This is a genomic window from Streptomyces sp. NBC_00203 (genome assembly GCF_045206325.1).
Classification (GTDB): Bacteria; Actinomycetota; Actinomycetes; order Streptomycetales; family Streptomycetaceae; genus Streptomyces; species Streptomyces lutosisoli.
In genome coordinates this window covers 4,545,183-4,559,670 of the sequence record NZ_CP108126.1, presented here as the reverse complement: position 1 = coordinate 4,559,670, position 14,488 = coordinate 4,545,183, and the positions used below count along the sequence as shown (strand labels likewise).

2 protein-coding genes are annotated in these 14,488 nt (G+C 72.3%); both read left to right on the top strand.

The features are described from left to right. Positions 1–46 precede the first annotated feature (46 nt). On the top strand, positions 47–5,707 hold the full coding sequence (locus OG975_RS20395) for an SDR family NAD(P)-dependent oxidoreductase (RefSeq protein ID WP_406336371.1): 5,661 nt from the start codon (positions 47–49) through the stop codon (positions 5,705–5,707). Positions 5,708–5,752: 45 nt separating this feature from the next. Beyond that, positions 5,753–14,443: a type I polyketide synthase gene (locus OG975_RS20390; RefSeq protein ID WP_406330722.1), complete on the top strand. Its 8,691-nt coding sequence runs from the start codon at positions 5,753–5,755 to the stop codon at positions 14,441–14,443. Positions 14,444–14,488: the final 45 nt, after the last annotated feature.

Genomic DNA, 14,488 nt, shown 5'->3' with positions numbered 1-14,488 from the left:
CGGCCCGGCCGCGGGCCACACCCCGGCCGCGGGCCACGCCCCCGAAATCCCCTTCCCGGTACGACATCGCGAGGCGATCCCTGTGAACGACACCCAGAACACCGAGGACAAGCTGCGGACCTACCTCAAGCGGGTCACGACGGATCTGCAGGACACCCGCCGTCGCCTGAACGCGATGGAGGAGGCTGCCCACGAGCCGGTCGCGGTGGTGGGGATGAGCTGCCGTTTCCCGGGTGGCGTGGAGTCGCCGGAGGATCTGTGGCGGCTGGTGGAGTCCGGTGCCGACGGGGTCTCGGGTTTTCCGGTGGACCGTGGCTGGGATCTGGAGCGGTTGTTCCACGATGACCCGGATCACCGGGGTACGTCGTATGCCCGGGAGGGTGGGTTCCTGCACGGTGCGGGGGAGTTCGATCCGGCGCTGTTCGGGATCTCGCCGCGTGAGGCCCTTGCGATGGATCCGCAGCAGCGGCTGCTGTTGCAGACCTCGTGGGAGGCGCTGGAACGCTCCGGCATCGACCCGCTGTCCGTCCGCGGCTCCCGCACCGGCGTCTACACGGGCTTCATGTACCACGACTACCTGACGCGCCTGCCCGAGTTGCCGGGAGAGGTCGAGGGCTTCCGGGGCACCGCGGACGTCGGCAGTGTCGCCTCGGGCCGGGTGGCGTACGTACTCGGTCTGGAGGGGCCGGCGGTCACGGTGGACACGGCGTGCTCGTCGTCGCTGGTCACCGTGCATCTTGCGGTGCAGGCGCTGCGGCGCGGTGAGTGCGGCTTGGCCCTGGCGGGCGGCGTGACCGTGATGTCGACGCCGAACACGTTCGTCGACTTCAGCCGACAGCGCGGGCTCGCGGCGGATGGCCGCTGCAAGTCCTTCTCGGACACTGCGGACGGCACCGGCTGGGGCGAGGGCGTGGGTGTCCTGGTCCTGGAGAAGCTGTCGGACGCGCGGCGCAACGGGCACGAGGTGCTCGCGGTGATCCGTGGTTCGGCGGTGAACCAGGACGGTGCCTCGAACGGTCTGACGGCGCCCAACGGGCCGTCGCAGCAGCGCGTCATCGAGCAGGCCCTGACCGACGCGGGACTGACCGCGGCCGAGGTGGACGCCGTCGAGGCGCACGGCACCGGTACGCGGCTCGGGGATCCCATCGAGGCGCAGGCGGTGATCGCCGCCTATGGCCAGGACCGCGAACAGCCCCTCTACCTCGGCTCGTTGAAGTCGAACATCGGGCATACGCAGGCTGCGGCCGGGGTCGGCGGGATCATCAAGATGGTCCAGGCGATCCGGCACGGCATCCTGCCGAAGACCCTGCACACCGAGACCCCCACGACCCGGGTCGACTGGTCGGCAGGTGCGGTAGAACTGCTCACCGAGCAGCGGGAGTGGCCCGGGACCGGGCGTCCGCGCCGGGCCGGCGTCTCCTCCTTCGGCGTCAGCGGCACCAACGCCCACGTCGTCATCGAGCAGGCCCCCACCGAGCACGCCCCCGCCGAGGACGCCGAGACCGAGGCCCCCGCGCCGGGCCACGCCCTTCCCGCCCTGCCCTTCCTGCTCTCGGCCCACTCGGACGAGGCCCTGCGCGACCAGGCCCGGCGTCTCGCGGCGTTCTGGACGCCCGACCTGGAGCCCACTGCCACCCCCGCTTCGGTCGCCTACTCACTGGCGACGACCCGCGCCGCCCTGGAGCACCGGGCAGTCGTCGTCGCGGACGGCCGCCACGACGCGGTGAACGCTCTGCAGGCGGTCGCCCAAGGCGAGACCACAGGCGATGCGGCGCACGGAACGGCACGCCGCGGCCGTACGGCGTTCGTGTTCACGGGGCAGGGGTCGCAGCGGGCCGGTATGGGCCGGGAGTTGTATGAGTCGTTCCCGGTGTTCGCGGAGGCGTTCGACCTGGTGGCGGGGGAGCTGGATCCGCTGCTGGGGCGTCCGTTGGCGGAGGTGATCGCTTCCGGGGACGGTCTGGATGAGACCGGCTTTACGCAGCCTGCCGTGTTCGCGGTCGAGGTGGCGTTGTTCCGGCTGGTGGAGTCGTGGGGTGTGCGGCCGGATGTGGTGGCCGGGCATTCGATCGGTGAGATCGCTGCCGCGCATGTGGCCGGGGTGCTGAACCTCGCGGATGCATGCCGTCTGGTCGCGGCGAGGGGCCGGTTGATGCAGGCCCTGCCGTCCGGTGGGGTGATGGTGGCGGTGATGGCCTCCGAGGCTGATGTTCTGCCGCTGCTGGAGGGGTTCGAGGACCGTGTCGGTATCGGTGCGGTCAACGGGCCGACGTCCGTGGTCATCTCCGGCGCGGAGGAGGCGGTCGGCGAGATCACGGCCGTACTCAGGGACCGTGGGATCAAGAGCAAGCAGCTCACGGTCAGCCACGCGTTCCACTCCCCGCTGATGACTCCGGTTCTCGACGAATTCGCTTCAGTCGTAGGCGAGTTGAAGTTCTCCCAGCCGCGTATTCCGATCGTGTCGACGGTCACCGGTCAGGCCGCCGTCGACCTGACGGATCCGACGTACTGGGTCGAGCATGTCCGTCGCCCGGTCCGCTTCCTCGACGCGATCCGCGGTCTGGAAGCGGACGGTGTCACCACGTTCCTGGAGCTGGGTCCGGACGCGATCTGCACCGCGATGGGCAAGTCCGGCACCACCGGCGACGACACGGTCTTCCTGCCCGCCCTGCGTCGTAAGCGTGGCGAGGTGCGGACTCTGGTGTCCGCGCTGGGTGGGCTGTTCTCCCGGGGCGGGTCGGTGGACTGGGAGGCGTTCTTCGCCGGTACTGGTGCCCGTCGTGTCGATCTGCCCACCTACGCCTTCCAGAACGAGCACTACTGGCTGACCGCCCCTTCCGGCGCGACCGGCGGCGACGCCACCGCCTTCGGTCTCACCCCGGTCGCCCACCCGCTGCTCGGCGGTGTTCTCCCCGCGCCCGACTCGGGGGCTGTCACCCTCACCGCCCGGCTGTCGCTGCGTACCCATCCCTGGCTTGCCGACCACACCGTGCACGGCACCGTCGTGCTGCCGGGTGCGGCCGTTCTCGAACTCGCCTTGCAGGCAGGCATGGTGACCGGTGCCGAGCGGCTCGAAGAGCTCACCCTCGAAGCCCCGCTGATGCTGCCGGACGAGGGCGGACTGCACGTACAGCTGCGGCTCGCGGAGCCGGACGAGTCGGGCCGGAGCGCCCTTGCTCTGCACGCGCGCGCCGACGAGGAGGGGTCGTGGACGCGGCATGCGAGCGGTGTGCTGTCCGCCGGGGAAGCGGCTGTCGATGCCGGTCTCACCGAGTGGCCGCCCCAGGGTGCCCTACGGGTCGAAACCGCCGCGCTGTACGAGGAGTTGGCTGCGGCCGGCCTCGCCTACGGCCCCGCGTTCCAGGGCGTACGGGCCGCCTGGCGCCGTGGTGAGGAGATCTTCGCCGAGGTGGAGCTGGGCGAACAGGCCGCGCAGGCCGGTCAGTTCGGCTTGCACCCGGCGTTGCTGGACGCCGCGCTGCACGCGCTGTGGCTCGGCCAGGACGACGAACGTCACGACGGCGAAGGCCGGGACGGAGAAGGCCAGGGCAAGGAAGGCGGCGGATCCGGAGCGCGGCTTCCCTTCGTCTGGTCCGATGTGACCCTGCACGCCTCCGGTGCGTCCTCGCTGCGGGTGCGGATCGCCCCGGCCGGAGCCTCCGCGGTCAGTGTGCGGCTGAGCGATGGCACGGGGGCGCCGGTCGCCTCGGTGGGTTCCCTCGCGCTGCGGCCCGTGTCGGCCGCGCAGCTCGGCCGGGCGGGCGTCCGCGACGGCCTCTTCCGCGAGCAGTGGATCGAACTGCCCGCCGCGGACCTTCCGGCCGACCCCGGCCGGATCGCGGTGGTCGGCCCGTGCGCCGCGCGGATGGTCCCGGCGCTCGCCCTGGGCCTGGACTACGACGAGTTCCCCGGCCTCGACGCGCTCACCGAGGTGCCGCCGGTCGTCGTCGTTCCCTTCCTCGGCTTCCCCGGCTTCCCCAATTTCCTCGGCGCATTCCCCGGTGATGCGGGGTCCGGTGTCGGTGCGGTGCATGCGGTGGTGTGCCGGGGTCTTGAGGTGTTGCGGGAGTGGGTGGCGGAGGAACGGTTCGCCGGGTCGCGGCTGGTGTTTCTGACCCGGGGTGCGGCCGGTGAGGCGGTGACGGATCCTGCGGGTGCCGCGCTGTGGGGCCTGGTGCGCTCCGCGCAGGCCGAGCACCCCGGCCGGATCGTCCTCGTGGACCTGGACGACGACCCGACCACCCTCGCTCTGCTCCCCGCCGCGCTCGCCGCGGACGAACCGGAGGTCGCGGTGCGCGGTGGAGCGGTCCTGGCCCGCAGGCTCGTCCGTGCGGCGGGGCAGCCTGGCCCCGCCGTGGAGTTCGGTTCCGGGACGGTTCTGGTGACCGGGGGTACCGGGACGCTGGGTGCGCTGGTGGCCCGGCATCTCGTCACGTCGTATGGGGTGCGGAAGCTGGTGCTTGTGTCGCGGCGGGGGCCGGACGCGCCCGGCGCGGAGGGTCTGGCCGCCGATCTGCGCGGGCTGGGGGCCGAGGTGCGGATTGTCTCCGGTGACCTGGCGGAGCGCGAGCAGGTGCGTGAACTGCTGTCCTCCATCGGCGACTTGAGCGCGGTGGTGCACACGGCCGGTGTGCTCGACGACGGGTTGCTGACGTCGCTCACTCCGGAGCGGGTGGAGCGCGTACTGCGGGCGAAGGCGGACGCGGCCTGGTATCTGCATGAGCTGACGGGGGAGTTGGATCTGTCGGCGTTCGTGCTGTTCTCCTCGGCGGCCGGGGTGTTCGGCAGCGCCGGGCAGGCCAACTATGCCGCCGCCAATACCTTCTTGGATGCGCTGGCGCGGATGCGGCAGGCTGCCGGTCTGCCGGGTCTGTCCCTGGCCTGGGGGCTGTGGGACGACACCTCCGACGGCAGCGGCAGCGGCAGCGGCAGCAGCAGCAGCAACGGCATGGGAAGCGGGCTCAGCGACGCCGACCGGCGCAGGATCGCCCGGTCCGGCATCGTGCCGATCTCCGCCGAACAGGGGCTCGCCCTCTTCGACACCGCCGTCGCGTCCGGAGCCGCCGCCCTCGTACCCGCCTTGCTGGACCTGAAGGCGCTCCGCCGCACCGACGCGGCACCGTCGCTGTTCCGCGAACTCGTGCCCGCCCCCGCCCGCCCGGCGGTCACCGGCCAGGCCAGCGGCGTACCGCTGCGGGACCGGCTGCTCGCGCTGCCCGCCGACGAACGTACGCAGGTCGTACGGGATGTGGTGCGCGCGCAGGTCGCCAAGGTCCTCGGCTTCTCGGGACCGCAGGCGGTGCCGGTCGACCGCTCCTTCCAGGCGCTCGGCTTCGACTCCCTGAGCACCTTCGAACTGCGGAACGCCCTGGGCGCCCTCACCGGCCTCGGGCTGCCCGCGACGCTCGTCTTCGACTACCCGGACGTCGTCGTCCTGAGCGAGTACCTGCTCTCCCGGCTGCTCCCCGAGGAGGAGCCCGGGTTCCTGGTGCTCGGCCAGATCGACGAACTGGCCACCACGATCGCCGCGATCGGACCCGGCGAGGACACCCTGCGGGCCAAGGCCGAGGTCAGGCTGCGCACCCTGCTGGCGGACCTGAGCGCCACAGCCATGCCGACGCCGCGCGACGACGCGGCCGGCGCGATCGAGTCCGCCACCGCGGACGAACTTCTCGAACTTATCGACGCCGAGTTCAGCTCGCTCTGACCGGCCGACGGACAACCCCGTCCCATCTGGAGAGGAAGGCCGCCGGTGGCGGACGAAACGAAGCTTGTCGAGTACCTCAAGCGGGTCACCAAGGATCTGCGGCAGGCCCATCTGCGCCTGAACGCGATGGAGGAGGCTGCCCACGAGCCGGTCGCGGTGGTGGGGATGAGCTGCCGTTTCCCGGGTGGCGTGGAGTCGCCGGAGGATCTGTGGCGGCTGGTGGAGTCCGGTGCCGACGGGGTCTCGGGTTTTCCGGTGGACCGTGGCTGGGATCTGGAGCGGTTGTTCCACGATGACCCGGATCACCGGGGTACGTCGTATGCCCGGGAGGGTGGGTTCCTGCACGGTGCGGGGGAGTTCGATCCGGCGCTGTTCGGGATCTCGCCGCGTGAGGCCCTTGCGATGGATCCGCAGCAGCGGCTGCTGTTGCAGACCTCGTGGGAGGCGTTCGAGCGGGCGGGTATCGACCCGCAGTCGGTCCGCGGCTCCCGCACCGGCGTCTACGCCGGCCTGATGTACCACGACTACGCGTCACGGACGACGTCCCCGCCCGAGGATCTGGAGGGCTATCTGGGCAGCGGCACCGCGGGCAGCATCGCCTCGGGCCGCATCGCCTACACCTTCGGTCTGGAGGGGCCGGCGGTCACGGTGGACACGGCCTGTTCGTCGTCGCTGGTCACCGTGCATCTTGCGGTGCAGGCGCTGCGGCGTGGTGAGTGCACCATGGCGCTGGCGGGTGGCGTGACCGTCATGTCGACGCCGAGCACGTTCGTCGACTTCAGCCGACAGCGGGGACTCGCGGCGGATGGCCGCTGCAAGTCCTTCTCGGACACTGCGGACGGCACCGGCTGGGGCGAGGGCGTGGGTGTCCTGGTCCTGGAGAAGCTGTCGGACGCGCGGCGCAACGGGCACCAGGTACTTGCGGTGATCCGTGGTTCGGCGGTGAACCAGGACGGTGCCTCGAACGGTCTGACGGCGCCCAACGGGCCGTCGCAGCAGCGCGTCATCGAGCAGGCCCTGACCGACGCGTGCCTCGACGCCCGGGATGTGGACGCGGTGGAGGCGCACGGTACGGGGACCCGGCTCGGGGATCCGATCGAGGCGCAGGCGCTGCTGGCGACGTACGGCCAGGATCGTGAACAGCCGCTCTATCTCGGTTCGTTGAAGTCGAACATCGGGCATACGCAGGCTGCGGCCGGGGTCGGCGGGATCATCAAGATGGTCCAGGCGATCCGGCACGGCGTCCTGCCGAAGACCCTGCACCTGGGAGAGCCGTCCTCGCATGTGGACTGGTCGGCGGGTGCGGTGGAGCTGTTGGCCGAGCGGCGGGAGTGGCCGGAGACCGGGCGTCCGCGCCGGGCCGGTGTCTCCTCCTTCGGGATCAGCGGCACCAACGCCCACGTCGTCATCGAACAGGCCCCCACCGAGCAGGCCCCGATCGAGCAGGCCCCCACCGAGGACGCCGAGACCGAGGACCTCGCAGCGGGCGACTCCCTTCCGGTTCTTCCTGCCCTGCCCGCCCTCACCGTCTTCCCCTTTCTCCTCTCGGCCGCCACGGAGACCGCCCTGCGGGGCCAGGCGGAGCGACTGCTGCGGCATCTGAGCGACCGTCCCGAAACGGACCTCGGTGCCCTCGCCCGCTCCCTGGCCGTCACGCGCGCCGCCCGGCTGCGGCACCGCGCCGCCGTCGTCGCCCACGACCACGGCGGCCTCGTCGCCGCCCTCACCGCCCTGACCCGAGGCGAACCGCACGACCAGCTCGTGCAGGGCGGCCCCCAAGAGGGCCCGCTGGCCTTCCTGTTCACCTTCCAGGGCAGCCAGCGCCCCGGCATGGGCCGGGAGCTGTACGCGGCCTTCCCCGCCTACGCCGAGGCCTTCGATCAGGTCTGCGCGGCCCTGGACCCGTACCTCTCACGGCCGTTGAAGGACGTCGTCCTGGCCGCCGAAGGCACCGAGGAAGCCGGCCTCGTCCACCGCACGGGCTGGTCCGCCCCCGCGATCTTCGCCCTCGAAGTCGCCCTGTACCGCCTCCTCGAACACTGGGGTGTCCGCCCCGACCTCGTCTCCGGCGGCTCCCTCGGCGACTATGCCGCTCTGCACACGGCGGGCGTCCTCACCCTGGAGGAGACCGCACGGCTGCTGACCACCCGCAGCCGGCTCATCGAGGCGCTCCCCGAAGGCGGCGCCATGATCGCCGTCGAGGCGTCCGAGGCCGAGGTCAGGGACAGCCTCGACGAGCTCGCCGCCACGGGCCGTGCCTCGCTCGCCCTCGTCAACGGGCCGCGTGCCGTGGTCGTCTCCGGCGACGAGGACGCCGTCCGCGCCGTCGGCGAGCACTGGAGCGGCCAGGGTCGCAGGACCCGTCACGTCGACGTCAGCCACGCCTTCCACTCCGCGCACATGGAGCCAGTGCTCGCCCCCTTCGGCGAGGTGGCGCGGCAGCTGGACTACCGCGCCCCGCGCGTCCCCATGGTCGACGGCCTCACCGGCCGCCTCTTCGCCGACGGCGAGATACCCGGATCCGACTACTGGGTGCGGCACATACGGGACGGCGCTCGCTTCCACGACAGCGTGCGCACCCTGGAGAGCCAGGGCGTGGCGACGTACCTCGAAGTCGGCCCCGTCGACATGCAGACCCGCATGGGCCTCGACTGCGTCGAGCACACGGACGCCGCCGCGCTGGTCCCCTCGCTGCGCCGCGGCCTGCCCGAGGTGCCCAGCCTGGTCACCGCGCTGGCCCGGCTGCACACGCGTGGCATCGCCGTCGACTGGTCCGTGTTCTTCGCCCCCCTCGGCACCGCCGCCACCGCGCTGCCCACCTACGCCTTCGACCGGCAGCACCTGTGGCTGCCCGCCGACGCCGCCCCGGGCGACGTGGCCTCGCTCGGCCTGAGCCCCGTGGGGCATCCGCTGCTCGGCGCCGGGATCGCCCTCGCCGACGGCGAGAGCCACCTGTTCACCGGCCGGCTCTCCCTGAGCAGCCACCCGTGGCTCGCCGACCACGCCGTGCACGGCACCGTCCTCGTGCCGGGCGCCGCGCTCGTCGGCCTCGTCCTGCGCGCGGGGGAGCAGGCCGGCGTCACCACGCTCGACGAGCTCACCCTGGAAGCCCCGCTGGTCCTGCCCGAACACGGCTCCGTACAGATTCAGTTGAGGCTCGACACGGCGGACGCCGACGGCTGTGTCCCGGTGACCCTGCACGCGCGCACCGACGAGGACGGGCCGTGGACACGGCACGCGAGCGGTGTGCTGTCCGCCGGGGAAGCCGCTGTCGGAGCCGGTCTCACCGAGTGGCCGCCCCAGGGTGCCGTACGGGTCGAAACCGCCGCGCTGTACGAGGAGTTGGCCGCTGCCGGACTCGCCTATGGCCCAGCCTTCCAGGGCGTACGGGCCGCTTGGCGCCGTGGCGCGGAGATCTTCGCCGAGGTGGAGCTCGCGGACCGGGAGGCGGCCGACGCGGACCGGTTCGGGCTGCACCCGGCGCTGCTCGACGCGGCGCTGCACGCGCTGTGGCTCGCCCAGGACAACGGAGACAAGGAAGGCGGCGGGTCCGGAGCGCGGCTTCCCTTCGTCTGGTCCGACGTCACCCTGCACGCCTCCGGCGCCACCGCCCTGCGCGTCCGGCTCGCGCCGGTGCGGGGCCGCGACGCGATGACGCTGACCCTGGCCGACCCTGAGGGCTCCCCCGTCGCCACGGTCGACGCCCTCGCCCTGCGCCCCGTCACCGCGGGCCACCTCGCGGGCGCCGCCCACCGGGACGCGCTCTTCCAGGAGGAGTGGGTGTCGGCGCCCACGCCCGCCGCGCGGCCCACGACACTCGCCGTGCTTGCCGACGTGGCCGGTGTGGCTGGTGAGGGCGGTGCGGCTGGTGCGGAGGTGGCCGACGCCCTCGGCTGCGCCACGGTCGGACGGCTCGCGGATCTGACCACCGTTCCCGACGTGGTTGTCGTTCCCTTCCTCGACCCCTTCCTCGACTCGCCCGGTGATGCGGGGTCCGGTGTCGGTGCGGTGCATGCGGTGGTGTGCCGGGGTCTTGAGGTGTTGCGGGAGTGGCTGGCGGACGAGCGGTTCGCCGGGTCGCGGCTGGTGTTCCTGACCCGGGGTGCGGCCGGTGAGGCGGTGACGGATCCTGCGGGTGCCGCGCTGTGGGGCCTGGTGCGCTCCGCGCAGAGCGAGCACCCCGGCCGGCTGGTTCTGGCGGACATCGACGGCAACGCGGCCCTCGACCAGCTCGCGGCCCACCTCGGCGGCGACGAACCGCAGCTGGTGGTGCGCGACGGTGCCGCCGGTGCGGCCCGGCTGACCCGGGCCGCGGTCGGCACCGCTGCCGGGCCGGCCGACTTCGGCACGGGGACGGTCCTGGTGACCGGGGGTACCGGGACGCTGGGTGCGCTGGTGGCCCGGCATCTCGTCACGTCGTACGGGGTGCGGAAGCTGGTGCTTGTCTCGCGGCGGGGGCCGGATGCGCCCGGCGCGGAAGGTCTGGCCGCCGATCTGCGCGGGCTGGGCGCCGAGACGCGGATTGTCTCCGGTGATCTGGCGGAGCGCGAGCAGGTGGGTGAACTGCTGTCGTCCATCGGTGACTTGAGTGCGGTGGTGCACACGGCCGGTGTGCTCGACGACGGGCTGTTGACGTCGCTCACTCCGGAGCGGGTGGAGCGCGTACTGCGGGCGAAGGCGGACGCGGCCTGGTATCTGCATGAGCTGACGGGGGAGTTGGATCTGTCGGCGTTCGTGCTGTTCTCTTCGGCGGCCGGGGTGTTCGGCAGCGCCGGGCAGGCCAACTATGCCGCCGCGAACAGCTTCTTGGACGCGTTGGCGCGGATGCGGCAGGCTTCCGGTCTGCCGGGTCTGTCCCTGGCCTGGGGGCTGTGGGACGACACCTCCGACGGCAGCGGTAGCGGCAGCGGCATGGGCGGCGGGCTCACCGACGCCGACCGGGACAGGATCGCCCGCTCGGGCTTCCTGCCCCTCAGCAGCGAGCAGGGGCTCGACCTCTTCGACGCCGCCCTCGCCGCCGACACCCCCGTGCTCGTGCCCGTCCCCGTCGACCCCGCCGTACTCGCCGCCCGTACGAACCTGCCGCACCTGCTGCGCGGCCTGGTCCGCACCCCGGTGCGCGGGAGGAACACCCGGCAGGCCGCGGCAGGCACTGCGGGCCGGAGCTCCGGCGCCCCCGGCCTGCGCGACGAACTCCTCGCCCTGCCCGCCGACGCGCGCGCCGACCGGGTGCTCGACCTCGTCCGCACCCGGATCGCGGCCGCCCTCGGCCACCCGGACCCGCGCACCACCGACGTGGGCCAGGCCTTCCGAGAGCTCGGCTTCGACTCGCTCAGCTCCACCGAGCTGCGCAACACGCTCGCCTCGGCCACCGGGCTGCGGCTGCCCGCGACCCTGGTCTTCGACCACCCCAATCCGCGTGCCCTCGCCGACCACTTGCTCACCGAACTGCTCGGCGGGGACACCGAGGAGACCTCCCGCCCTGCCACCGGCTCCAGGACGTCCGAAGCGTCCGACGCGCCAGACGACGACCCGATCGCCGTGATCGGCATGAGCTGCCGCTACCCCGGCGGCGTAGAGACACCCGAGGACCTGTGGCGGCTGGTGCTCGACGGCGCCGACGGCATCACCCCGTTCCCCGAGGACCGGGGCTGGCACACCGAGAGCCTCTACCACCCGGACCCGGACCACCGGGGCACCTCGTACGCCCGTGAAGGCGGATTCCTGCACGAGGCGGGCGACTTCGACGCCGGGTTCTTCGGGATCTCGCCGCGCGAGGCCCTCGCCATGGACCCGCAGCAGCGGCTGCTCCTCCAGACCTCCTGGGAGGCACTGGAACGCTCCGGCATCGACCCGCTGTCCGTCCGCGGCTCCCGCACCGGCGTCTTCACCGGCCTGATGTACCGCGACTACCTCAGCCGGCTGCCCGCCATCCCCGAGGAACTCGAAGGCTTCCGCGGCACCGGCGCCTCCGGCAGCGTGGCCTCCGGCCGCGTCTCGTACACCCTCGGCCTCGAAGGCCCGGCCATGACCGTGGACACGGCGTGCTCGTCGTCGCTGGTCACGGTGCATCTGGCGGCACAGGCGCTACGGCGCGGAGAGTGCACCCTCGCCCTCGCGGGCGGCGCCACGGTGATGGCGTCCCCGACGGCCCTGATCGACTTCAGCCGGCAGCGCGGACTCGCGCCCGACGGCCGCTGCAAGTCCTTCTCCGACACCGCGGACGGCACCGGCTGGGGCGAGGGCGTGGGCATCCTCGTACTGGAGAAGCTGTCGGACGCGCGGCGCAACGGGCACGAGGTGCTCGCGGTGATCCGTGGTTCGGCGGTGAACCAGGACGGTGCCTCGAACGGTCTGACGGCGCCGAACGGGCCGTCACAGCAGCGAGTGATCCGGGCCGCGCTGGCGGACGCGGGACTGACCGCGGCCGAGGTGGACGCCGTCGAGGCGCACGGCACCGGTACGCGGCTCGGGGATCCGATCGAGGCGCAGGCGCTGCTGGCCACGTACGGGCAGGACCGTGAACAGCCGCTCTACCTGGGTTCGTTGAAGTCGAACATCGGGCATACGCAGGCTGCGGCCGGGGTCGGCGGGATCATCAAGATGGTCCAGGCGATCCGGCACGGCGTTCTGCCGAAGACGCTGCATCTGGAAGAGCCGTCCTCGCATGTGGACTGGTCGGCGGGTGCGGTGGAGCTGCTGAGCGAGCGGCGGGAGTGGCCGGAGACCGGGCGTCCGCGCCGGGCCGGTGTCTCCTCCTTCGGGATCAGCGGCACCAACGCCCATGTCGTCATCGAACAGGCCCCCGCAGAGGCCGACGGACCGGAGCCGCAGCGGCCCTCGGATGACACCGACGGCCGGCTCGTGCCGTGGACCCTCTCGGCGAAGTCGCGAGCCGCCCTGCGCGGCCAGGCCGAGAAACTGCTGAGCCACCTGCGCGACCACCCCGAGCTCGACGTGGTCGACATCGCCCACTCCCTGCTCACGACCCGCTCGGCCTTCGAGCACAGGACCGTTCTGCTCGGCAGGAACCGCGACGACTTCCTGACCAGCGTCGCCGCCTTCGCGGCGGGGGAGACGGCTCCCGCGCCCGCTCCCGAACACGGCGGCCGTACGGCGTTCGTGTTCACCGGGCAGGGGTCGCAGCGGGCCGGTATGGGCCGGGAGCTGTACGAGTCGTTCCCGGTGTTTGCGGAGGCGTTCGACAGGGTGGCGGCGGAGCTGGATCCGCTGCTGGAGCGCCCGTTGGCGGAGGTGATCGCTTCCGGGGACGGTCTGGATGAGACCGGCTTTACGCAGCCTGCCGTGTTCGCGGTCGAGGTGGCGTTGTTCCGGCTGGTGGAGTCGTGGGGCGTACGTCCGGATGTGCTGGCCGGGCATTCGATCGGTGAGATCGCTGCCGCGCATGTGGCCGGGGTGCTGAACCTGACGGATGCGTGCCGTCTCGTCGCAGCCAGGGGCCGGTTGATGCAGGCCCTGCCGTCCGGTGGGGTGATGGTGGCGGTGATGGCCTCCGAGGCCGACGTCCTGCCGCTGCTGGAGGGGTTCGAGGACCGTGTCGGTATCGGTGCCGTCAACGGGCCGACGTCCGTCGTCATCTCCGGTGCCGGGGAAGCGGTCGCCGAGATCACGGCCGTACTGAAGGACCGTGGGATCAAGAGCAAGCAGCTCACGGTCAGTCACGCCTTCCACTCCCCGCTGATGACTCCCATCCTCGATGAATTCGCTTCACTGGTCTGCGAGTTGGAGTTCTCCCAGCCGAAGATCCCGGTCGTCTCGACAGTCACCGGCGATGCGAGCGGCGACTGGGCCGACCCGGCGTACTGGGTGGACCACGTCCGACGCCCGGTCCGCTTCCTCGACGCCATCCGCGCCCTCGAAGACGACGGCGTCACCACCTTCCTGGAGCTGGGACCGGACGCCATCTGCACCGCGATGGGCAAGTCCTGCACCACCGGCGACGACACGGCCTTCCTGCCCGCCCTGCGCCGCGGTCGTCCCGAAGCCAGGACGCTCACCGCCGCTGTCTCCGGGCTGCTCACGGGTGGCATCCCCCTGGAGGGCGGACGCAGGGTCGAGCTGCCCACCTACGCCTTCCAGAACCGGCGTTACTGGCTGGAGGCCCCGCGGGCGGCCCGTACGGACGACGACGAGTCCGGTGTCGTACTCGAACTGCCCGAGGACACCACGGACTTCGAGCCGCAGCCCGTCGCGGACCCCGTGCACCTGGTGGCGCTCGCGCCGTCCGAGCGTGAGCGGGAACTGCGCGAGTACGTGCGCACGACGGTCGCGACCGTCTTCGGCCATGAGTCCCCGGACGACGTCGACCTGGCCCAGAGCTTCAAGGTGCTCGGCATCGACTCGCTCACCGCGGTCGAACTGCGGGACCGGATCGTCGCGGTCACCGGGCTGCGGCTGCCGCCCACCCTGCTCTTCGACTGCCCGACGCCGCTCGACCTGGTGTCACGGCTGCGGGAAGAGGTGGACGCCGTCGCTGCGGCGGGCGGGCCGACCTCGGTGCACGCCGCGCTCGACCGGCTCGAGAGCCTGCTCGGCGGGGCCGCCGGCACGGCGGTGGAGGAGCCCGGCGAGATAGCCGAGCGGCTCCGCACGCTCCTCGCGGCCTGGGACGACCACGCGGCCGGCCCGCTCGACGAGGACGACGGCACCGATCTCGGGTCGGCCTCGGCACAGGAGCTCTTCGACCTCCTCGACGCCGAGCTGGAGACGCCGTGAACCAGCACCACGAGACACCCGTGAACCAGCACCACGAGACACCCG